Annotated in this window: 24 protein-coding genes and 1 pseudogene; 11 read left to right on the top strand and 14 right to left on the bottom strand. The window is 59.6% G+C overall.

Annotated elements, in window-relative coordinates:
- Nucleotide 1 precedes the first annotated feature (1 nt).
- Nucleotides 2–169 (bottom strand): hypothetical protein, encoded by a 168-nt coding sequence (locus tag GGD50_RS16000; protein ID WP_183938346.1) that lies wholly within the window; start codon nt 167–169, stop codon nt 2–4.
- On the opposite strand from GGD50_RS16000, the gene GGD50_RS15995 reads away from it, so the two are divergent.
- Both GGD50_RS15995 and GGD50_RS15990 read left to right on the top strand, forming a co-directional pair.
- Nucleotides 147–941 (top strand): carboxymuconolactone decarboxylase family protein, encoded by a 795-nt coding sequence (locus GGD50_RS15995; RefSeq protein ID WP_183938345.1) that lies wholly within the window; start codon nt 147–149, stop codon nt 939–941. The two genes, GGD50_RS16000 and GGD50_RS15995, sit on opposite strands and share 23 nt — an antisense overlap.
- Nucleotides 942–1,074: 133 nt before the next feature.
- Nucleotides 1,075–1,968, top strand: a complete 894-nt coding sequence (locus GGD50_RS15990; protein ID WP_183938344.1) for a LysR family transcriptional regulator — start codon at nt 1,075–1,077, stop codon at nt 1,966–1,968.
- Nucleotides 1,969–1,982: 14 nt separating this feature from the next.
- On the opposite strand, the gene GGD50_RS15985 is transcribed toward GGD50_RS15990, so the two are convergent.
- Nucleotides 1,983–2,897 carry a LysR family transcriptional regulator gene (locus GGD50_RS15985; protein ID WP_183938343.1) on the bottom strand — a complete coding sequence of 305 codons (915 nt, stop codon included), beginning with the start codon at nt 2,895–2,897 and terminating at the stop codon, nt 1,983–1,985.
- Nucleotides 2,898–3,085: 188 nt separating this feature from the next.
- On the opposite strand from GGD50_RS15985, the gene GGD50_RS15980 reads away from it, so the two are divergent.
- The 9 genes and pseudogenes from GGD50_RS15980 (at nt 3,086) to GGD50_RS15950 (ending at nt 8,156) form a co-directional block, all read left to right on the top strand.
- Nucleotides 3,086–3,655, top strand: coding sequence for a flavodoxin family protein (locus tag GGD50_RS15980; RefSeq protein ID WP_183938342.1), 570 nt, complete (start codon nt 3,086–3,088; stop codon nt 3,653–3,655).
- Nucleotides 3,656–3,683: 28 nt separating this feature from the next.
- Nucleotides 3,684–3,983, top strand: a complete 300-nt coding sequence (locus GGD50_RS15975) for a YciI family protein (RefSeq protein WP_183938341.1) — start codon at nt 3,684–3,686, stop codon at nt 3,981–3,983.
- A 51-nt stretch (nt 3,984–4,034) separates the two neighbouring features.
- Nucleotides 4,035–4,352 (top strand): annotated as a pseudogene (locus GGD50_RS33505) (alpha/beta hydrolase); the annotation flags it as partial.
- Nucleotides 4,353–4,450: 98 nt separating this feature from the next.
- Entirely contained in the window at nt 4,451–4,648 is a 198-nt protein-coding gene (locus tag GGD50_RS32760; RefSeq protein ID WP_246451227.1) for a hypothetical protein, read from the top strand.
- Nucleotides 4,649–4,693: 45 nt separating this feature from the next.
- Nucleotides 4,694–4,945: an alpha/beta hydrolase family protein gene (locus tag GGD50_RS32560; protein ID WP_210318871.1), complete on the top strand. Its 252-nt coding sequence runs from the start codon at nt 4,694–4,696 to the stop codon at nt 4,943–4,945.
- A gap of 33 nt (nt 4,946–4,978) precedes the next feature.
- Nucleotides 4,979–6,028, top strand: a complete 1,050-nt coding sequence (locus GGD50_RS15965; protein ID WP_183938340.1) for an NAD(P)-dependent alcohol dehydrogenase — start codon at nt 4,979–4,981, stop codon at nt 6,026–6,028.
- 12 nt (nt 6,029–6,040) lie between these two features.
- Nucleotides 6,041–6,730: a type 1 glutamine amidotransferase domain-containing protein gene (locus GGD50_RS15960; protein WP_183938339.1), complete on the top strand. Its 690-nt coding sequence runs from the start codon at nt 6,041–6,043 to the stop codon at nt 6,728–6,730.
- A 102-nt stretch (nt 6,731–6,832) separates the two neighbouring features.
- On the top strand, nt 6,833–7,231 hold the full coding sequence (locus tag GGD50_RS15955) for a lipocalin-like domain-containing protein (protein ID WP_183938338.1): 399 nt from the start codon (nt 6,833–6,835) through the stop codon (nt 7,229–7,231).
- Between the two features lie 22 nt (nt 7,232–7,253).
- Nucleotides 7,254–8,156 (top strand): amidohydrolase family protein, encoded by a 903-nt coding sequence (locus tag GGD50_RS15950; RefSeq protein WP_246451226.1) that lies wholly within the window; start codon nt 7,254–7,256, stop codon nt 8,154–8,156.
- Nucleotides 8,157–8,504: 348 nt separating this feature from the next.
- On the opposite strand, the gene GGD50_RS15945 is transcribed toward GGD50_RS15950, so the two are convergent.
- From GGD50_RS15945 to GGD50_RS15890, 12 genes are all read right to left on the bottom strand, one after another.
- Complete coding sequence (locus tag GGD50_RS15945; RefSeq protein WP_183938336.1) at nt 8,505–9,410, bottom strand: LysR substrate-binding domain-containing protein; 906 nt, start codon at nt 9,408–9,410, stop codon at nt 8,505–8,507.
- 71 nt (nt 9,411–9,481) lie between these two features.
- On the bottom strand, nt 9,482–10,870 hold the full coding sequence (argH, locus tag GGD50_RS15940; RefSeq protein ID WP_183938335.1) for an argininosuccinate lyase: 1,389 nt from the start codon (nt 10,868–10,870) through the stop codon (nt 9,482–9,484).
- 34 nt (nt 10,871–10,904) lie between these two features.
- Nucleotides 10,905–12,272 (bottom strand): MmgE/PrpD family protein, encoded by a 1,368-nt coding sequence (locus GGD50_RS15935; RefSeq protein ID WP_183938334.1) that lies wholly within the window; start codon nt 12,270–12,272, stop codon nt 10,905–10,907.
- Nucleotides 12,265–13,155, bottom strand: coding sequence for a polysaccharide deacetylase family protein (locus GGD50_RS15930; protein WP_183938333.1), 891 nt, complete (start codon nt 13,153–13,155; stop codon nt 12,265–12,267). The genes GGD50_RS15935 and GGD50_RS15930 overlap by 8 nt, the downstream gene beginning before the upstream one ends.
- The gene (locus GGD50_RS15925; RefSeq protein ID WP_183938332.1) at nt 13,152–14,030 is read right to left on the bottom strand and encodes a polysaccharide deacetylase family protein; all 879 of its coding nucleotides are present in this window, start codon (nt 14,028–14,030) and stop codon (nt 13,152–13,154) included. The genes GGD50_RS15930 and GGD50_RS15925 overlap by 4 nt, the downstream gene beginning before the upstream one ends.
- A gap of 64 nt (nt 14,031–14,094) precedes the next feature.
- Complete coding sequence (locus GGD50_RS15920) at nt 14,095–14,919, bottom strand: ABC transporter substrate-binding protein (protein WP_183938331.1); 825 nt, start codon at nt 14,917–14,919, stop codon at nt 14,095–14,097.
- Between the two features lie 26 nt (nt 14,920–14,945).
- A complete protein-coding gene (locus tag GGD50_RS15915) occupies nt 14,946–15,707 on the bottom strand; it encodes an amino acid ABC transporter ATP-binding protein (protein ID WP_331371146.1) in 762 nt (253 codons plus the stop codon).
- Nucleotides 15,704–16,591 carry an amino acid ABC transporter permease gene (locus tag GGD50_RS15910; RefSeq protein ID WP_183938330.1) on the bottom strand — a complete coding sequence of 296 codons (888 nt, stop codon included), beginning with the start codon at nt 16,589–16,591 and terminating at the stop codon, nt 15,704–15,706. Before GGD50_RS15910 ends, GGD50_RS15915 begins: the two co-directional genes overlap by 4 nt.
- 84 nt (nt 16,592–16,675) lie before the next feature.
- Complete coding sequence (locus GGD50_RS15905) at nt 16,676–17,206, bottom strand: hypothetical protein (protein ID WP_210318870.1); 531 nt, start codon at nt 17,204–17,206, stop codon at nt 16,676–16,678.
- A 133-nt stretch (nt 17,207–17,339) separates the two neighbouring features.
- Nucleotides 17,340–18,407 carry an ornithine cyclodeaminase gene (locus tag GGD50_RS15900; protein WP_183938328.1) on the bottom strand — a complete coding sequence of 356 codons (1,068 nt, stop codon included), beginning with the start codon at nt 18,405–18,407 and terminating at the stop codon, nt 17,340–17,342.
- Nucleotides 18,407–19,327, bottom strand: coding sequence for an arginase (gene rocF, locus GGD50_RS15895; RefSeq protein WP_183938327.1), 921 nt, complete (start codon nt 19,325–19,327; stop codon nt 18,407–18,409). The genes GGD50_RS15900 and rocF overlap by 1 nt, the downstream gene beginning before the upstream one ends.
- 23 nt (nt 19,328–19,350) lie before the next feature.
- A complete protein-coding gene (locus tag GGD50_RS15890) occupies nt 19,351–20,034 on the bottom strand; it encodes an ABC transporter permease (RefSeq protein WP_183938326.1) in 684 nt (227 codons plus the stop codon).
- Between the last annotated feature and the right edge of the window lie 3 nt (nt 20,035–20,037).

The raw sequence follows: 20,037 nt of genomic DNA, 5'->3' as shown, positions 1-20,037 counted from the left end.
GTCATTGGTCTGAATGTCGGGCCGCTGCCACTGCCGGCAGCGGCATGTTTCCACGAGTATCGCAAAGCGTCGCCAAAGCCGCGTTCACGCGGCTGGAGAGCCATTCGATGCGATGCGCGATAGCAATCAAACCGGAAGGAATATCCATGAAACGGATCTTGGCGGCCACGGCGATCTCGCTCACCACAGGTGAGCCTGTCTTCGCTCAGGAAGGAACGGGAAGCGGAGGTATGCCGGAAAGGGCTTCGTCGCTGCCGGTCGGCGACATTCGCTCCGTATCGCCGGCTCTTAGCCGGTATGCCGAAGAAGACGTGATTGGAAACCTGTGGCAGCGGCCGCAGCTCTCGCGACGCGACCGCAGCATTGTCACGCTGTCGGTCCTGATCGCCCGAAACCAGGCTGTCGACCTCAAGCACTACGCAAATGTCGCTCTCGATAACGGCGTCACCCCTGGTGAAGTCTCGGAGATCATAACCCATCTTGCCTTCTATTCGGGTTGGTCGAACGCCATGTCTGCGATCGCCGCGACGAAGGAGGTGTTTACCGCCCGAAACATCACGGCCGATCAACTCCCTGCCGCCTCGCCGCAATTGCTGCCTTTGAATGAGGAGGTGGAGCAGCGGCGCGCCGAGTCCGTCGAGAAAAATGTCGGACAGATTTCGCCAGGACTGGTGCTGTTTACCGCCGACCCGCTGTTTCGCGATCTTTGGCAGCGGCCGGGTCTTGCACCACGCGACCGCAGCCTTGTAACCGTAAGCTCGCTCATCGCCTCGGGGCAAAGTGCCCAGATCACCTATCACCTTAACCGGGCAATGGATAACGGCCTCACCGCCGAAGAAGCCGGAGAAATCGTGGCCCACACGGCCTTCTATGCCGGATGGCCGAACGCTTTCTCCGCCTCGACCGTTGTCGGCGAGGTCCTGCGCAACCGGGCGAAATGAATTCCGAAGTGGTGGCCGGCGGCATGCAGACGGGCGAAGGTGATCGGCATCGTCGCCGTTCCAAGCGGTGCTGCTACTATTTTATGGCCATGTGTTTTATAAATGAGCACGTGGTCATGACAGGGAATCATAAATGGAGCGGCAGAACGTCAACGATTTGATGGTGTTCTTGCTGGTCGCGAGAGAGCGCAGTTTCACGAAAGCGGCTGCCAAATTCGGCGTTTCGCAGTCGGCGCTTAGCCACACGATCCGCCAACTTGAGGAGCGGCTCGGCGTGCGGCTGCTGACGAGGACAACACGCAGTGTCTCGCCGACCGAGGCCGGCGAACGGATGCTTATCAGTATCGGTCCGCTTTTTGACGAAATCGGAATGGCGATCGATGAGCTCAACGCGTTGCGCGAAAGGCCTGCCGGAACCATCCGGCTGACCGCCGGGGACTATCAGATCCAGCATTACATCTGGCCGAAGCTGCGCGGCTTTCTCCATCAATATCCGGACATCAGGCTCGAACTCGATCTGAATTACGGTCTGCAGGACATTGTCAGCGATCGTTATGATGCCGGCGTGCAGCTTGGTGAACAGATCGCCAAGGATATGATCTCCGTCCGGATCGGGCCAGATGTTCGTTTCGCGGTCGTGGCGGCGAAATCCTATTTTGCGTCTCGGGACATTCCGGCTCACCCGAAGGAGCTGACCCTCCACCGCTGCATCAATCTTCGATTTCCAACTCATGGCGGCCTTTACGCTTGGGAATTCGAGGAGAATGGACGAGAGATCAAAGTGAAGGTGGACGGACAACTCGTCTTCAACACGATCTATAATGTTCTGGAGGCGGCGCTCGACGGCTTTGGTTTCGCCTACGTCCCGGAAGATATCGCCAAACCCTATCTGGAAACCGGGCGCCTGCATCGGTTTCTCGAGGATTATTCGCCCTATTGGGAGGGGTTTCACCTCTATTATCCCAGCCGTCGTCAGTCCTCGTCGGCCTTTTCCCTGCTCGTGAACGCGTTACGCCATTCTGGCTGACGCGGCTGGATGAATTAAGCGGCCTCCTGACCGAACCGTTTCGGCAATTCGCTCGCAAGAGCGTCTATCGCCAGCCTGGACCGCAACGGCAGATGCTGTGCAGCCGGCCAGACGGCATAGGCTTCGATCGTGGCACTTGGCCTGTCCGTCCAAAGTTCAACGAGTCTGCCAGCGCGTATGTGATCGCTGATGAGCCAATGGGGTTGCCAGGCAAGACCCATTCCTTCGACCGCGGCATCCGTAATGGCTTCAAGGTCATCGAAACGGAGCCTGGAACTGACGGGCACATCAACGAGGTCCCCCGATGCGTCCGGAAGCCGCCAGGGTAACGCATAATCGTTGCGCCAATAAACGAGCGTGTCGTGGTCCCCTAAATCGCTAAGGGAGTGCGGCTCTCCGCGTGCCGCCAGATAGGCCGGAGACGCACACAGCGCCTTGCGTTGGCCGACGAGTCGCCGAGCGCGCAATGACGTTCCATTGCCAAGTGCGCCGTTGCGCACCGCAAGGTCGAAACCGTCGGCGATCATATCGACCTGGCGATCGTTGAAGCTGAGTTCGAGTTCAAGCTTCGGATGCTGGCGAGCATAGGAACGCAGTATGGGCGCGACGCAGTAACGGCCGAACAGTACCGGCAGCGATACGCGAAGTTTGCCGGCGACCTCGCGCCGTCCGGTTTCCAGAAGGGATTCGCCCGTGCGCAATTCCTCGATGGCGCGCAGGCACCGCTCATAATATTGCTGACCATCTTCCGTCAGACATTGCGTGCGCGTCGTGCGTTGAAACAGGCGCACGCCAAGCCGCTCTTCCAGGCGCGCAATGGCTTTGCCGACCGCCGAAGGCGTGAGGGACAGCCGATCGGCCGCGCGTTTGAACCCTCCAGCTTCGACTGCTTCCACAAAAACTTCTATCCCGTCAAACCTGTCGCGCAAGGCGAAACCTTTCGGACGCTTTTATGACGCGATTGCGGAATTCGAGGAAATAAACAAGTGAAAAACAATCGCCACTGCTGAATGTCATTCTACTGTAATGAGGAGATCAGGCAAGTGACGTTTTCAGGACGGTCGGCCCCGACCGTTCCTTCCGTCATGCGCATTCTCATTGCAGGAAGGCGATCGAGTTGTTGATTTCAATCGTATACGACAGCGGCTTCGGTCACACCGCCCGCGTCGCTGAAGCCGTCGCCGCTGGCGTTAGCGAAGTAAAAGAGGCTGAGGCGAAGCTTATCGCCGTCGCGGACGGCCCGGTGGACTGGGAGACGCTTGAGCGCAGCGATGCCATCATCTTCGGGTCGCCGACCTATAACGGCCTGATCAGCGCCAAGCTCAAGCAGTTCTTCGAAGATTCAACAAGGGCGGCCTGGTCGGCCCTGAAGTGGCGCAACAAGATCGCGGCGGGCTTTACCAATTCCGGAGCCCAGCACGGCGACAAGCTGAATTCGCTCGTATCGATGGCGCTGTTTGCAGCCCAGCACGGCATGATCTGGGTCGGCCTCGATATGATGCCCGGCAACAGCAGCAGCACCGGCAGCGTCGACGATCTCAATCGGCTCGGAAGCTGGCTGGGAGTCATGACCCAATCGAACGTGGACCAGGCGCCCGACGTCGCGCTGATCGGCAGCGACCTGAGGACGGCTCAGTATCTCGGCCGGCGTGTGGCGGAGACGACCAGCCGGTTTCAACCCGCCTAACAGCAAATCCAAAACAAGGAGCCTGACCATGAAATTGCTTTGTCTCGACGTCCCACAGCCCGGCGCCTCGCTGGAGAAGTATCAGCCGCATATGCAGGATGAGGCTCGCCACGCCTGGCAGATGTACAAAGGCGGCGTCATCCGTGACATCTACTTCCGGCAGGATCGCCCCGGCGTCGCAATCATCGCGGAAGCCCCCTCCGTCGAAGCGGCTAAGACGGCGCTTGCCGAATTTCCCCTCGCCAAGGCCGGCCTGATCGGCTGGGACGTGATCCCGCTCGGCCCCTTTACGAACTGGGAATCGCTGTTCGCCCCAGGCAACGCCTGACAATGTGCATCGCGTTCGCACCGCGCCGTCACTTCGGAAAAGGAAGAAGCGATGATCCAGGACGTATCCTTCAGGAACCAAGCGGTAGAAATTGCCGCACATATTCATCTGCCGGACGACTTTCAGAACGGTAAACAGTATCCCGCACTCGTTGGGATCCATCCGGCGGGTGGCGTGAAAGAGCAGACGATCGGCCTCTACGCCAAAAGGCTTGCAGCCCGTGGCTTCGTCGTTGTGGTGTACGACTCGTCCTATCAAGGCGCGAGCGGAGGCGAACCGCGCCTCCTTGAGGATCCGACGACGAGAGTGGAAGATGCGCGGTGTGCAGCGGACTTCCTGACGACGCTCCCCTATGTAGACGCTACACGGCTGGGCGTGTTCGGCGTCTGCGCAGGCGGCGGATATGCAATCGCTGTAGCCAGACCGAGCGCCGCTTCAAAGCGGTGGCGGGGGTCAGCGCGACCCCAATGGGCGAGGCTGCCAGGAGTTTCTTCGGTCGCCCAATTCCGGTCGACGAGCAAATCAAGACGCTTGAGGCAGCTGCCAGGCAGCGCAATGCGGAAGCGAAGGGAGGGGCGCCGGTTTATGCCCCGTTCGTGCCGGAAAAGCTGGAAGATATTGACGCAAACACCCCGACGATGCTGCGGGAAGGCTACGACTATTAAAGGACACCGCGGGGCTGGCATCCGAATTCCAAGGGCCGTTTCCTGATGTCCAGCCTAGACAGAATGCTGGCGTTTTCGACCTTCGCCTTGCGTCCGGATTTGCTGACCCAACCGATGCTCCTGATCGCCGGAAGCGAGGCAGACACGAAGATCTACAGCGATCAGGCCTATGGGCTTTCCAGTGGGCCGAAGGAACTGTTCGTCATAGAGGGCGCCTCTCATATCGCCCTCTATGACGTGCCTGGATATGTCGATCAAGCCGTCGAGAAACTCGCGTTCTTCTTCGGCCAACTTTGATCAAACACCGTCCCAATGAAGGAAATCGAGGACATGAACGCACTTGGCTTCGCAGCTCAATCGGCCGCCAGCCCGCTCGAAAGTTTTGCTTTCGAGCGGCGCGCGCCGCGACCGGACGACGTCGTCATCGACATCCTCTATTGCGGCGTCTGCCATACGGACGTCCATATGGCCCGCAACCACTTTGGCTTCACGACCTATCCAATCGTGCCGGGCCACGAGATTATCGGCCGGGTGCGTGAGGTTGGACCGGGCGTATCCCGCTTCAAGGCCGGCGATATGGTCGGGGTCGGCTGCATGGTCGATTCCTGCCAGCATTGCAAACCCTGCCTTAAAGGCTGGGAACAGGACTGCGTGGAGGGGCCGACGTTCAGTTACAACGGCCAAGACCGGCAGGGTGGCAGCATCACCTATGGCGGCTATTCGGATTCCATCGTCGTGCGCGACAAATTCGTACTGTCGCTGCCCGGCGGACTCGATCCGGCGGGTGCCGCTCCGTTGCTATGCGCTGGTATCACGACCTGGTCGCCGCTGCACCGCTGGAACGTCGGCAAGGACAGCAAGGTCGCGGTGATCGGCCTGGGCGGGCTTGGTCACATGGCCTTGAAGCTCGCCAAGGCACTCGGAGCCGATGTCACCCTGTTCACGCGCTCGGCTGGCAAGGAGCAAGATGCCTTCCGTCTCGGCGCGGACCATGTCGTGCTGTCCAGCGATCCGGAGCAGATGGAAGCCGTCGCCGGCCGCTTCGACGTCATTGTCGACACCGTGCCCTACGATCACGACGTCAATCCCTATATGCCAACACTGGCGCTGGAGGGCGTGCTCGTCCTCGTCGGCTATCTCGGACCGCTCGGTACGCCAGTCAACGCCGGCGGTGTCGTGCGCGGTCGCCGGGCAATCTCGGGTTCCTTTATCGGCGGCGTGCCGGAAACCCAGGAGATGCTGGATTTCTGCGGGCGCCACGGCATCGTCTCGGACGTAGAGATCATTCCCATCCAGAAAATCAACGAAGCTTATGAGCGCATGTTGAAGAGCGACGTGAAGTATCGCTTTGTTATCGACATGGCCTCGCTCAAATCCTGAGGAGACCGAAACATGGCAAACACGATCAAGCCCATCCTATGCGTGGTCACCAGCCACCCGATCCGCGGCGACAGCGGCGAACCGACCGGCTTCGCTATGGTGGAACTCACCCATCCGCTCGATGTCTTCGACAAGGCGGGAATTCCCTACGAGATCGCCTCGATCAGGGGCGGCCATCCGCCGATCGACTTCTTCGATCTGTCTGATGCGGCCAACGCCCATTACTGGAAGGACGAGGGCTTCCGCAGCGCGCTGGGTGACTCGTTGGTGCTGAAAGGTCTCGACCCGTCGCGCTACTCGGCGGTCTTCTTCGCCGGCGGCCACGGTACGATGTGGGATTTCGCCGACAGCGAGGCCGTGCAGAAGGTCATCCGTGAAATCTGGGAGGCTGGCGGTATTGTCTCGGCGGTCTGCCACGGCCCGGCCGCGCTGGTGAATGCGACGCTGTCCGACGGTAGCTATCTCGTCGCCGGCAAGAAGCTTGCCTCCTTCACCGACGAGGAGGAGGCCGAAGTCAACTACACGAAGGTGGTGCCCTATCTCCTTGCCACCACGCTCAAGCAGCGCGGCGCGCTGCATCAGCCCGCGCCCAACTGGTCGGAGAATGTGGTGACCGATGGTCGTCTGATCACTGGCCAGAACCCTGCTTCCGCGCATGGCGTCGGCCGAGCTCTCGTCGATCAGTTGGCCACAAAGCGCTGAACGACGATCGCCGCATGTCTTTGGTCTCAGCGAGGAAACTCCTTCTGAGAGGCTTTTGGGGATCCGAGTGCGGCAGGGCATAGACACAGAGGAGCTCAATCGATGAAAACCGTAACTGGTGCGCACGCGCAGGCGACCGCCGATGCTGAGATCCTTGCCCGATTTGAGGGCGCTTGGCACCTCGCGGCGATCGAGCAGCCCGACGCGAACGGAGCGATAAGGGCCGCCGACGTTGAAGGTCTTCTAGTCTTTACCTCTGATGGCCACATGGCGGTTCAGGTTCGCAACCTTGACTATAGCAGCGGTGGATACGAAGCGAGCTTCGGTACGATTAGCCTCGATGTCCCGAATGGCATCTTCGTCTATCGGGTCGAAGGCGCGTTGGTTCGCGAGTTTGTGGTCCACGATTTCCCGCGTGCATACAGCTTCATGGATGATCAGCTCATCCTGACATCCCCGCAGGATGATGAAAAGTGGCGCGTCGTTTGGTGCCGCGGATGACACAGCTTCAAGGACTTCAGAGATGGGCGAGCGGCTCGCAGATCTTGGAGAAGAGCGGGTGGCTCTGATGGACGAGACAGGCGTCGATGTTCAGGTTCTCTCTCTGACGGCCCCGGGCCTCAACAACCTTGGTCGCCACGGCATCGACCTCGCTCGTCGCGCCAACGATTTGCTGGCCGAAGCCGTCGCTGCCAATCCGTCTCGTTTTCAGGCTATGGCGGCCCTGCCCTCCGCGGAGGCTGACGCGGCGGCGCTGGAGTTGCGACGATCCGTCGAGGAGCTCGGCTGCAAGGGCGCCGTTCTTTTTGGCCGGGTCGGCGACCAAAATCTGGATCATCCGATTTTCGAACCGACATTCGCGTGTGCGGCCGAGCTCAGTATCCCGCTCCTGATCCACCCGCAGATTCCACAGACGAGCGTGCGTGACTCCTATTACGCGGGCTTCGGCGGGCCCATCGATCTCGCCTTGTCCACATTCGCGCTGGGATGGCATTTCGAGGCGGGAATCCAGTTCGTGCGCCTGATCTTGGGGGGCGTCTTCGACCGCTATCCGAAGCTTCAGGTGATCCTTGGCCACTGGGGCGAGTTGGTGCTTTTCTATCTTGAACGGCTTGTCATGCTCGATCGGGTCTCAAAGCTCCAGCGGCCGTTCATAGAGTATATCCGGAACAATCTTTACCTGACCGCAAGCGGTATGTTCAGCCCGACCTACCTGTGGCAGGCAGTCGATGCCGTTGGGATTGATCGAATCTTGTTCTCGACAGACTACCCGTACCAATACCGCCCTGGAGGCGATGCACGGCGATTTGTGGCCGGTCTGGAGCTCGACGATAGCAGCAAATCGAAGCTCGCTTATGGCAACTGGGAACGCTTGACTGCCGGCGGTCTCGAGGATCCAGGGCCTACTGCATCAGCGCATCCCTGACGAGCACAACTATGGACGCTCTTGCGTCGATGCAGGCACTGAGAGCGTGTCGCGCCGTACTGAGCTGGAAAGAAGTTTTACCACGCAAAGATTCGGAATTGGTTGTCTAGGCCGGTGTCTAGCATTTAAACAATCGCGCCATTGGTAAACAACCGCGTCATTGATCCGGATCCCATCAAGAGCGCCAGACTGGCGAGCAAACCCATCGCGGACATTCGATCTGCCAGCCGGCTTGCGGCCTTCTCGTTTTCAGTCGCACGCCAGCTTACTTCAGCAATACCGTTGCAAATGATATAAATCCTAAGAACGTGAAAGTTATGAGTTAAGTTCAAACTGCAAGCCTAAATTTCACAAGTCCGGTCGGCAGGTTGACTCGAGCCATTTTGCAAAATCTCTAACTTTAACCCGCGCTTCGTCCCGGGCCGGATACAGTGCATAATAGCCGTAGCCGGTTTCGACGACTCGGGAGTAAGGGGCGACAAGCTTTCGTTCCTCAATATCCTCACGGAAGAGGGTTAGGTCGCCCATTGCGACGCCGAGGCCACTCGCCGCTGCTGTAAGTGCGAAGTCCTGAGTATCGAAAACCTGATGGGATGAGGCTTGGAACGAATACGCCCCCTCGGCCTGCAGCCAGAGGATCCAATCGCTCTGGCGGGGATTCGAATGTATCAGAGTCTGTTTCCCCAAAGAGGAAAGGTCGTCGTCATCAGCGAGGCTTGACGCGAGAGAGGGGCTGCACATGGGCGTCAAACGCTCTTTCATTAGGTGAATGACGTCCATTCCAGGCCAAAAGCCATTTCCATAGGTAATAAATACGTCGACCTCGCCTAGACCAAAAGTCGGTTTCTGGAACCATGCCGTGTCGATGTTCACATTGAGGTCAGGATAAAGCTGCTTCAGATCCGAGAGGCGCGGAAGCAACCATCGGCGGGTAAACGTTGGTGTGATACGCACTGTTATCGATCGAGTGCCGATTCTGCTGGCCTCGATTGAGTTCTTGAACGAAGACAAAAGTCCTTCGACGATTGGAAGGATAGTCTGACCACGCTCGGTAATGGAGACCATCCGGGTGTGCCTTTCAAAAAGGACACACCCGAAGTAGTTTTCGAGCTGCTGTATTTGGCGACTCACCGCGCTCTGACTTAGGTTCAACTGCTCCGCGGCGGCGGTAAAGCTCCCGGTCGCGGCAACAACCGAGAAGGCCTGGAGCGTCTGCAGCGGAGGCAGCCGATTCGCATCGAATCTAAAGTCCAAGGCGTCGCCTTTCGTATCACATGAAGCCAGAGCGGATCCTATAGGATCTCCCCCCGCTATGGAACGCAAGTTCAGCCAAGGAGGTTAGTGACTTCTTCGATGGCTTTCCTGACGCGCTCGGGCGATGTGCCACCTATGCCGGCGCGGCTTGCGACCGAACCTTCCACAGTGAGCACCGCCTGAACGTCTTGCTTGATGACGTCAGAGAAGCTCTGAAGGTCAGTCAAGGTGAAGTCTGCAAGCGACTCGTAGTTCCGCTCACGTGCGGCTCCTACGATTGTTGCTACGACATGGTGTGCGTCGCGGAATGGCAGGCCGGCCCGCACGAGATAGTCTGCAAGATCGGTGGCGGTGGAATAGCCTTGCCCCGCGGCAGCCAGCATCTTAGCCTTTTTGACAGTGATACTGGCGATCATCTGCGCGGTCACTGTTACGGCACCTCTGACGTTTTCTAGCGTATCCGTCAGCGGGGGCTTGCATTCCTGCATGTCCTTGTTGAATGCAAGAGGCTGGCTCTTGATGAGCGATGCAGCAAACGCAAGATTGCCGATCATTCTGGCCGCCTTGCCACGTATGAGTTCGGCAAGATCCGGGTTCCGCTTCTGCGGCATGATAGATGAACCGGTGCAGAACGCGTCTCCGACCTCGATGAAGTCGAAGAGCGGCGTGCACCACATGATGACTTCCTCCGAGAAGCGGGAAAGATGGCCCATGATAAGCGCGCCCGCAGCCGTGATGTCCACGATGTAGTCGCGGTCGGAGACGGCGTCGAGCGAATTGCGGCATACGGAGCGGAAGCCCAGGGTTCTTGCCGTATATTCAGGGTCGATCGGGAAGCCGGTACCTGCAAGCGCGGCGGCGCCGAGCGGCGAAACGTTAAGACGCTCCGTTGCCTGTTCGACGCGTTCCACGTCCCTCAGGAACATCTCCACATAAGCCATCAGATGGTGGCCGAAAGTAATCGGTTGCGCCACCTGGAGATGAGTGAACCCAGGCATGATCGTATCGACGTGCTGCTCAGCAAGGTCCACGAACGCCGCGATCAACTGCCTCAGCTCCCGAGCAAGTTGATCCAGTTCGGCGCGGGCGTAGAGTTTGACGTCCGTGGAATTCTGGTCGTTGCGGGAGCGGGCGGTATGCAGCCGCTTTCCCGCGTCACCGACGAGTGCGGTAAGCCTCGCCTCGACGTTCATATGGACGTCTTCCAGTTCCTTCTTCCACTCGAAAGTGCCCGCCTTCATCTCTTCGGCGATCGTCGCAAGGCCGGACTGGATAGCATCGTTGTCTTCAGAGGAAATGATGCCGCACTTAGCAAGCATGTCGGCATGGGCACGCGAGCCTTCGACGTCGTAGAGAGCGATACGCTTGTCCTGATCCAGGCACTCCTGGAAGTCTCGGAAGTCGGTCGCCAGAGCTTCCTTGAACAAGGGCGACCATGTCTTTGCGGCCTGAGCTGTCATTGGATTGCCTTTCGTTATTATTCTTGATCGGGACTCACTGCTGAGCCAGAAGCATGGGTAGGTCACGGACATCCGGGCGGCTGTCGATTTCCAGGACATAGTCCACTACCTGGCGGACTCGATCAGGAGCTAGGCGCCGCTCGGCGAGATTGCTGAACTTGTCGACGATGCGCTGCTGTGGAAGAGGCGAACGGGGGCTTCCCAAAGGCTCGTCGACCGTCAACGAGAACCGCTCTCCGAATGTGGTCACCAGCGTGATCTCGGGTTCCGCGTCGTCGGCCATGTCCGGATCGACATGAACCGAGATTCTTTCCAGCCATGACGACACTTCTGGACTCTGAAATGCCAGCTCTTCGAGTTCGGCCAGAAAGACTCGCCCGAAAGCAAGCTTCGCCGCTACTGCATACGGCAGGCTCATCTGGGCCTGCGCGCGGGTCTCTACGGAGGTGGCCCCGCACATTCCGGCCTGAAAAACGCTCATCCTCGCTTCGATGGACGCGATGGTCGCGGGCGACAAGGAATGTCGTGCCAGCATTTCCTCGACGGCGTCGATGGCCGAGTGCGTTCCACGGCATGTGGCGTATGGCTTGACCGAGCAGCGGTCGAGACGCCACCGCTCGCCGAACCCCGCTGTCAGGAGGGGCGGCGCGCCCTTGTTCTGTCCAAAGGTCGAGATATAGCTACCCCAGGTGTCCGGCTGCAGCACTGACGTCGGGCCGCGGAACGAGGCTGCGGCAAGCAGCGCCGCCATCACGCCTCCTTCTGCCGCGCGGCCGGAATGCAGCTTTTTCGCCTGACTCCCGTCATGGATGAACGCCCAAGTTCCGCCGGCGAAGGAACAGGCGATTCCCATTGAGGAGACGAGCTTCGTTTCGTCCAGCCCAAGAAGCACGCCGGCACCGGCGGCCGCTCCGAACGCGCCGCATGTTCCGGTCGAGTGCCAGCCGAGGGCGTTATGAGCCTCATATCCCCCGCAGGCCTCAAGCACCCGCCTGCCCACTTCGTAGCCCATGGTCATGCTGAGCAGCAACTCCATCCCGGAAAGCGGTGCATCCAGTACCGGAAGAAGAGCAAGGATAGCCGGTACGACGACCGCGCCCGAATGGTCGCAACCGCCGCAGTCGTCGAGTTCGTATGCATGCGAGGAAACGCCGTTCAGGAATCCGGCGTCGCGGGGTGAGAGCTTTTCGGTCCTTCCCCAAATCTGCGAAGGGCCGCGGCCTGAAGCGGAGGAGACGACAGACAGTGCCTTGTGCGCCTCGTCCGAACCTGCTCCGGCTATGCCGGCGCCGAGCGTGTCGAGGAGATGGAGCTTCGCCTTCTCGACAGTTGCTGCCGGAAGGTCCGCGAACTTCGTGCCGTGGACGAGGGACGCCAGTTCCTGAAGGTAGTTGTTAGTCATGGAGACCGTTCTCACGACGATAGGAGCGGTAGACCTCGATCGGGTGACCGTCCTCGACAGCCTGCGCGTGGCTGCGATGCCAGTCCGCAATCTCGGAACTCCTGGCGATCCAAACATCGTCGAAGGACCGAACGTATGCGAGAAGTTCGCGCAGTATGAAAATACGCCCAGGTGTCCCGATCATCTCGGGTCGTATCTGAAGAACGAAGCACAGCCCGTATTTCCGATAGGCGTCGAACTCGGCCTTCCAGTTCCGCAGGACGCTGTCGTAGCTCGGAAGACGGCTCAGTCCCTTCGGAAAGGGCGGGTTGAAGTTGAACTGAAAATACGGCCGGTCTTCGAGCTCCAGATGCACCGGGATCTCGACGAGACCTGATCGATGGAAATACGGCCGGTCGTCTCCGCTAAGCGTTGCGGACCATTCGAAGCCGGCTCTGAGGAGCAGTCCGTCGAATCCTGCGGGCCAGTTTCCTGCCGGGAGCCTGAAACCCCTAGGTTCCGTCCCGGTCAGATCGGCGAGCGCCGCGACCGACCTTTTAAGGCGCTCCAGTGCTTGTTGCGCTGGCAGGGAGTCGTATCGCTCGAATGCCCATCCCCGCGCCGCGAGTTCGTGACCACGCCCCGCGACGTTTCTCAGCAGACTTTCATGCTTCTCCGCCACCACCCCTGGAACGAACCAGGTGGCAGGCACCTGCATCTCCTGCAGTGTATCGGCAAGTCGCTCCACCCCGCGCTTGGCTCCATACTCCCAGACTGAGAAACTTTTGCTCCTGTTGACGAGATCCGGTGCCTTGAAGACGGCGTCGAGTCCGTCGTCGAAGAGCACCTGGACGGCGACGGCGCATGCTTTTCCGACGGGCCATGAATAGGGAGGAATTCTCATCGTGCTTCGTCCTTGTGGGTCTGTTCGATCCACCAATGGGCGATCTCTCCGCAGGTGGTCGCCCAGACGTCGTCATGGGCACTTATCGCCGTAAAGAGCTTGTTGAGGATTTCAAGCCGGCCCGGCTTCGCGCAGACTTTTGGATGAAGGATGGTCGTCCAGCAGAGCCCTTCCGAATGAAAACCCTCAAACTCGTAAATCCAGTTGCGGGCGACCTGCTCGTAGTCCGAGATCCTATCCTGTCCCGAGGGGAAATCGGGATCTTCGAAGTAAGCAAGAGCCGTATAGTCATCGATGTCCCAGCGGCCCGGAATTTCAACGAGGCCCCGGTCTCCGTTTCGCTTCGTGTGGAAATACGGTCTGTCGTCCCCACGCATGGAGCTTGAATATTGGACCCCGAAGTCGGCGAGCAGATCCGCAGTATCGGGAGACCAATCTCCCGACGGCGTCCGAAAACCGGTCGGAGTGACCCCGAGTTTCGTCTCGAAAATTTCGCGCGACGTTGTCATCACCGCGCGTTGCTCTTCGACCGCCAGGTCGATGAAGCACTCGTGGATATGGCCGTGGTAGCCGATCTCATGCCCCGCTCGAATGATTTCGAGACATTGCGCCGTCCAGTTATTGACAACCCAGGTGGGGATGAAGAACGTCGCCGTCAGACGATGTTCCTCAAGAAGATCAAGGAGGCGAGGCAGCGCCCGCCAAGGGCCGAAGGCTCCTTCGGTAAAGTAGCGCGGGTTCTCAAGCAGGCTGCGATCGAGCATCGCGTCGCCAGTGGGGCCATCGACGTCAAACGCCAGCGCGACGGACGACCGAAAGTTGTTAGGCCAGCGCGCACGTGTGCTTCCTGTCGGAATCGGATTCAGATTCAACATCAAAAGAGACTTCGTTATGTGGATGAGCGTGCGCGCCGTCGGGTTGGCGGCGCGCTGCGGTCTGTTACTTGACGCCGTTCACGACGGCTTTAGGGACCGCGTTGTGGATGAGTCCCCACTTCTTGAGAAGTTGATCATAGGTGCCGTCCTTGATCAATTCATCGAGCGCACCAGCAACTGAGTCGCGTAGACCAGGATTGTCCTTTTTGAAACCCATGCCAAACACGTCGTTGTTCAGGATCGGGTCGCCGATGAGCGCGTACGTGTCTGGCTCTACACTCATCTGGTATGCGATGGTTTCGATCCCTTGGACGACCACGTCAAACCTGCCTTGTTTCATGCCAAGACGTGCAGCGTTAGAGTCGGCCGAGCCTTCGAACAAGACTGCTGGCTTGCCCTTGGCGACACAGTTCGCCTCGCTCCACTTCGCCACGTTGTCCGGGAACGTGCCCGTCCGGCTTCCGGATACCTTCTTGCCGCAAACGTCTTCATTAGACTTATAGCTGGCGGCACTCGCCTTGCTGGTGAAGAAAATCGGACCGCTGGTGATGTAATCGACAAAATCCATGGCTTCCTGCCTCTTCGGATTGTCGCTCATTCCAGACACGATGATGTCGCCACGTCCCGTTTGGAGGCTGCTTTGAAGCTCCTGGAACGACGATGCCACAAACAGTGGAGTAAGGTTGAGCTTCTTGGCAATTGCGGTGGCGAGATCGACGTCGAACCCGGCCATCGTGCCGGATTTTGGATCTACGAATTCCATCGGCGGATAAATCGGGTTCGTCAGAACACGTAATTCTTTGGGGTTGATGAGCTTCACGTCCGCTGCGTGGGCGAGAGACGCTACCGACGCGGCCAAGGCGGCGGCGAGAAATAGCATTGACTTCATTTCGATCTCCTCTGGATTTGTTCTCGTTAAAGCACCGCAGAGACAAACGACCTGACTCTGGGATTCTGCGGGTCAGTCAGAATTTCGGAAGGTGTTCCCTCGGCGACGATACGACCGTGATCCATGAATAGGACCCGGTCAGCGACCTCTCGGTAGAAGCCGATCTCGTGCGTCACCACGATCATCGTCGTGCCGCTTGTCGCAAGCTCTCTCATGGTGCTGAGGACCTCGCCCACCAGCTCCGGATCAAGCGCCGATGTCGGCTCATCGAACAGCATTGCTTCCGGTTTCATGGCAAGAGCGCGGGCGATTGCGACGCGTTGCTGTTGACCTCCGGACAATTCGCTGGGGTAGGAGTTTGCTTTCGCAGCCATTCCTACACGGTCCAGCAAAGCCATCGCTTCGCTTCGGCATGTCGAGGCCTCTCGTCGTTGTACCTTTATGGGACCCTCAATAACGTTCTGAAGGACTGTCTTATGAGGGAAGAGGTGAAACTTCTGAAACACCATGCCCACGCGGCGGCGCTGCCTCGCGATTTCCCTGTCTGCCAAAGGATATAGCTTGTCGCCTTTTCGTCGGTAGCCGACGATTTCGTCGCCGATCAAAATCACTCCGCCGTCAATCTTTTCCAACTGATTGATGCATCTCAGGAATGTGCTCTTGCCCGAACCGGATGGTCCGATCACGCACACAACCTCACCCTTGGTGATCTCGAAGTTGATGTCCTTGAGGACATGGAAGGTGCCGAAGTATTTCTGAAGGTTCGTTACGGTGATCAGGGCGCTCACTGCTGCTCCTCCGCAATCGGGGCGGCGTCCGCAACAGCTTCCGCATGGACCCTGCGGCCCCACCCACGCGAGAAATGCCGCTCGATATATAGCTGGCCGATGCTGAGGACGGTGACGATGATCATGTACCAGATGGCCGCGACGATCAGGAGCTCGATGACCCGCGAGTTGACGTAGTAGACGTCTTCAACGCTCCGAAGTACTTCCGCAAATTGGATGACGCTGGCGAGGGAAGTCAGCTTGACCATCCCGATCGTCTCGTTCCCGATGGGCGGCACGATCACGCGCATAGCCTGAGGAAGAACGATACTGAACATGGCCCGCAACTTCGTCATTCCTACCGACTGCGCCGCCTCCGTCTGTCCTTTGTCGATCGACAGCACGCCGGCACGCACGACTTCGGCGGTGTAGGCGCCCTGCTGGATGCCGAGCCCCAAGAGCGCGGCGACGAACGGCGTCATCACGTCCACGGTGCGGATTGGAAACAGGCCGAACAGGCTTATCGTCGGGAAGATGAGCGCGAGGTTGAACCACAGCAAGAGCTGCAGCAGGGCGGGGGTCCCCCGGAAGAGCCATATGTAGCCCACCGCCACCGTGCGCAGGACGACGTTGTCGGACATCCTCATGAGGGCGGCGACCACACCGAGCGATATTCCCAGAAGCATGGCGCAGATCGTCATGACGATAGTGTTCGCCACGCCGCTCAGGACCTTGTGTTCCAGAAGATTGTCCGAGACGTAACTCCAGGCGATATCGCCCTTCCAGAAGGCGTTCGCAATGAACGCGAGAGCGATCACGATGATCGCTGCGCCGATATGATTGGCATACTTTACCGGCTTGACGATCGTAAGCTGGTTGTACTCGCCAGAACTGGTTGTCAGCATTGGCATCCTCAGTTTTGCAGGTTCCCCGGCTCTCTTGAGCTCTTGAGACCAAGAATAGGCGGGGGATCTTCGTCTCACAAACGACTATCCCTCATGAGATTTATGCCACAAACGCATTAATTTCAGCGGACGTGGATCTGGCGGCCGCCAATATGATTGGTCGCAAGCGGAGCGGTCGTGATCGATGCAATTATAGTGCTGCGGATGAGCTCGGGGCCCAGCCATAATTGCTCCAGTTGCGGCCATCAACGCTATCGTTGAAAACGCCATTCCGAGGACAAGCCCGTATTCAAGCGTCGCCCAGGTGAGCATCGCCGTGGCAAGCACCAGGTCGAACGAGTTCGCCGTCCTCAGCAGCGCGAGGGCTTCTGCCCTTTTGTCGAGTAGTGGCAGGTCTTCGACCGCGACGGAATAAATGGTGCTCAGCGGTGCCATGACGGCGCCGACGAGGAGGCATCCGACGACCGTCATCACGACGGAATGCTCCAAGGCGACCATCGCGGACCCGGTCGCCATCGACAGGAGCAGCAGCGCAACGCGCTCTCGGTGGATCATCCTGTTGCTGAAGCTGATCCATGCGCCGCTCGTGGGGTTGCCGGTGAGCGGTAGCGACATAACGGAGAACGCTTCGGTCCCGCCGCCTTGGGCACGCTCAGAAGCGCGAACGAGCCCGTCTATCGCGCAAGAGGGCCGCGCACGGCCGGCGCGGGTCCCGCGCACAGCAAATCCTCCCTTGAGCCTTCATCCGTCAAGCAACCGCCTGCGTGGCGCGAGCCTGATGGCGCATCAGCATGCCGAATAGGTCGCGCGGCTCGTCGGGATCTGCCAGCAGGTCGAGATTCTGGAACCGGGAGTCAGCGGAAAGCTTGTCCTTGACATATCGTAGCGCGGAGAAGTCCTCGGTGGCGAAGCCGACGCTGTCGAACAGGGTGATCTGCGTTTCGGAGCGTCGGCCGGTTTCAGTGCCGGCGACGACCTTCCAGAGCTCCTGAACCGGATAGTCTTCGGGAAGCTGCTGGATCTCGCCTTCGATCCGCGTCTGCGGCGGAAACTCTACGAAGATGTCCGAGCGCAGGAGAATGTCCCGGTGGAGCTCTGTCTTGCCGGGGCAGTCGCCACCGACCGCGTTGATATGAATCCCAGGACCGACCATATTGTCGCTCAGGATCGTGCTGTTCTTCTTATCAGCCGTGACAGTGGTCACGATTTGCGCGCCTTCGACAGCCTCCTCGGCCGAGCGGCACGCATCAATCCGGAACCCAAAGGATTCGAGGTTCCGGGCGCATCGCTCGGTTGCGGACGGATCGATGTCGTAGAGCCTGAGATGGTCGACACCGAGCAGCGCCTTGAACGCGAAGGCCTGGAACTCGCTCTGCGCGCCGTTGCCGATGATCGCCATGGTCCGTGCGCCCTTCGGCGCGAGGTGCTTTGCAGCGACAGCCGATGTCGCCGCCGTCCGCAGCGCGGTCAGGATGGTCATCTCTGTCACCAGCACCGGATATCCGTTGTCGACGTCGGCAAGCACGCCGAACGCCGTCACCGTCTGCCGTCCGGATTTCGTGTTTTTCGGATGTCCGTTGACATATTTGAAGCCGTAGAGCTTGCCGTCGCTGGTCGGCATCAGTTCGATGACGCCGTCATGCGAATGGGAGGCGATGCGCGGGGTCTTGTCAAAGCTCTCCCAGCGAGCGAAGTCTTCTTCCACATAGGCGCACAGCTCGAGGAGGAATTTCTCGACGCCGATCGAGAGGACGAGGTCCATCATGTTCTCGACGCTGACGAACGGGACGATGTTGAGGTTCTGCGTTTGGGACATCAGTAGCTCCTTGTGGGTCGGTCGAGGACGGTGCGTCCCATGAGGCTTGCGGTGAGATCGACGAGGAGTTGTGCGGTGCGGCCGCGCTCGTCGAGAAACGGGTTGAGTTCAACAAGGTCGAGACTGGCGACCAGCCCGCTCTCGTGTAGCATCTCCATCACGAGATGGGCTTCGCGGAAGGTCGCGCCGCCCGGTACGGTCGTCCCGACGCCGGGACCGATCGACGGGTCTAGGAAGTCCACGTCGAAGCTGACGTGCAGTAGGCCGTTCTCGCGTTCGACGCGTTCGAGAAACGAACGGAGCAGAGAGACGAATCCATATTCGTCGATAGCCCGCATGTCGTGAACGGTGGCGGCCGTCCGACTGATCGCCGCGCGTTCCGCAGGGTCGACGCTTCTGATCCCCATCACGCATAGGTTGGCCGGGTCGACCGGTACTTCCAGGTCGGGATAGTAGCCCTCAAAACCCGATTGGCCTGTAAAATAGGCGACCGGGGTACCGTGAAGATTGCCACTGACCGTCGTCTCGAGCGTGTGGAAGTCCGTATGGGCGTCGAGCCACAGCACGAAGAACGGACGGCCTTTCGCGGCGGCGCGCTTCGCCATGCCGGAAACGGTCCGCGCTGCGATTGCATGATCACCGCCGAGGAAGATCGGCATCCCCGAATCGCTAGCAGCGAAGGCGGCGTCGGTGGTGGCCCGGATCCATCCGGAAACTTCGTGAAGCGCACGGACGGCGGCGTTCGGATGCCGCTGCTCACCGGGCTCCGGAGGCGCGATGTTTCCGAGATCCACGACCTCATGGCCGAGCTCACGGAGAGCGTCCGACAGGCCGGCGACCCGGATGGCGCTCGGTCCCATCTCGCAGCCGAGCTGGGAGGCCCCGACCTGCAGCGGTATCCCGACGATCTTGCAAAGCATGAACTCCTCCTTGGCAGTCGGCCTCAGCGCCCTGGAATGGCGATGCGGGCCTCGATTGTTCTGAACAGGCGGCCGAACACGGCGCCCATGAGCAGGTAGATCGCGCCGGCAATCAGGAAGGTCTCGAAGGGTGCGTAGGTCTTGGCGACGAACACGCGGGCAGCGCCGGTCATCTCGATGACTGTCACCGCGCTCGCCAGGGTGGACCCTTTCATCACGAGTACGAGCTCGTTTCCAATGGCTGGCAGCACGGCTCTGTAGGCCTGAGGCATGATGACCTTCAGAAGCAGCACGCCGCGATGTAGTCCGAGCGCGCTTCCGGCTTCCCATTGCCCGCGCGGGATCTGCCGGATGGCGCCGGCCAGAAGCTCCGCCGAATAGGCCGCCGAGTTGAGGCCGATCGCAAGAATGGCGCAGTTGACGGGACTGCGCAGGACGGGCCACAGCACGCTGTGGCGGATCGCTTCGATCTGTCCAAGGCCATAGTAAAGGATGAAGAGCTGAACGAGCAGCGGGCTTCCGCGGACGAGGAACGTGTAGGTGGCGACCGGCAGGCGCAGATACCGTTTCTCCGACGTGAGTACCAGTGACAGCGGGAGGGCCAGCACCTGTCCCAGCGCGAAGCTTGCGAGCGTGATCGCGATCGTCAGGAGGAAGCCGTTCTTGACGGCCATGAATGCCGGGGCGAAAAGTTCGAATGAAAACATGAC

The sequence above is a fragment of the Martinezella paranaensis genome, from assembly GCF_014200235.1.
Taxonomy (GTDB): domain Bacteria; phylum Pseudomonadota; class Alphaproteobacteria; order Rhizobiales; family Rhizobiaceae; genus Rhizobium; species Rhizobium paranaense.
Note: the sequence above shows the minus strand (reverse complement) of the source record. Positions and strands in the feature narration are given on the sequence as shown.

Excerpts from the sequence above, each read along its gene's own strand:
- GGD50_RS15995 (WP_183938345.1), top strand. The coding sequence starts at position 147 with ATGAAACGGATCTTGGCGGCCACGGCGATCTCGCTCACCACAGGTGAG.
- GGD50_RS15990 (WP_183938344.1), top strand. The coding sequence starts at position 1,075 with ATGGAGCGGCAGAACGTCAACGATTTGATGGTGTTCTTGCTGGTCGCG.
- GGD50_RS15975 (WP_183938341.1), top strand. The coding sequence starts at position 3,684 with ATGAAATTGCTTTGTCTCGACGTCCCACAGCCCGGCGCCTCGCTGGAG.
- GGD50_RS32760 (WP_246451227.1), top strand. The coding sequence starts at position 4,451 with ATGGGCGAGGCTGCCAGGAGTTTCTTCGGTCGCCCAATTCCGGTCGAC.
- GGD50_RS32560 (WP_210318871.1), top strand. The coding sequence starts at position 4,694 with ATGTCCAGCCTAGACAGAATGCTGGCGTTTTCGACCTTCGCCTTGCGT.
- GGD50_RS15965 (WP_183938340.1), top strand. The coding sequence starts at position 4,979 with ATGAACGCACTTGGCTTCGCAGCTCAATCGGCCGCCAGCCCGCTCGAA.
- GGD50_RS15960 (WP_183938339.1), top strand. The coding sequence starts at position 6,041 with ATGGCAAACACGATCAAGCCCATCCTATGCGTGGTCACCAGCCACCCG.
- GGD50_RS15955 (WP_183938338.1), top strand. The coding sequence starts at position 6,833 with ATGAAAACCGTAACTGGTGCGCACGCGCAGGCGACCGCCGATGCTGAG.
- GGD50_RS15950 (WP_246451226.1), top strand. The coding sequence starts at position 7,254 with ATGGGCGAGCGGCTCGCAGATCTTGGAGAAGAGCGGGTGGCTCTGATG.
- argH (WP_183938335.1), bottom strand. The coding sequence starts at position 10,870 with ATGACAGCTCAGGCCGCAAAGACATGGTCGCCCTTGTTCAAGGAAGCT.
- GGD50_RS15935 (WP_183938334.1), bottom strand. The coding sequence starts at position 12,272 with ATGACTAACAACTACCTTCAGGAACTGGCGTCCCTCGTCCACGGCACG.
- GGD50_RS15930 (WP_183938333.1), bottom strand. The coding sequence starts at position 13,155 with ATGAGAATTCCTCCCTATTCATGGCCCGTCGGAAAAGCATGCGCCGTC.
- GGD50_RS15925 (WP_183938332.1), bottom strand. The coding sequence starts at position 14,030 with ATGTTGAATCTGAATCCGATTCCGACAGGAAGCACACGTGCGCGCTGG.
- GGD50_RS15920 (WP_183938331.1), bottom strand. The coding sequence starts at position 14,919 with ATGAAGTCAATGCTATTTCTCGCCGCCGCCTTGGCCGCGTCGGTAGCG.
- GGD50_RS15910 (WP_183938330.1), bottom strand. The coding sequence starts at position 16,591 with ATGCTGACAACCAGTTCTGGCGAGTACAACCAGCTTACGATCGTCAAG.
- GGD50_RS15905 (WP_210318870.1), bottom strand. The coding sequence starts at position 17,206 with ATGTCGCTACCGCTCACCGGCAACCCCACGAGCGGCGCATGGATCAGC.
- GGD50_RS15900 (WP_183938328.1), bottom strand. The coding sequence starts at position 18,407 with ATGTCCCAAACGCAGAACCTCAACATCGTCCCGTTCGTCAGCGTCGAG.
- rocF (WP_183938327.1), bottom strand. The coding sequence starts at position 19,327 with ATGCTTTGCAAGATCGTCGGGATACCGCTGCAGGTCGGGGCCTCCCAG.
- GGD50_RS15890 (WP_183938326.1), bottom strand. The coding sequence starts at position 20,034 with ATGTTTTCATTCGAACTTTTCGCCCCGGCATTCATGGCCGTCAAGAAC.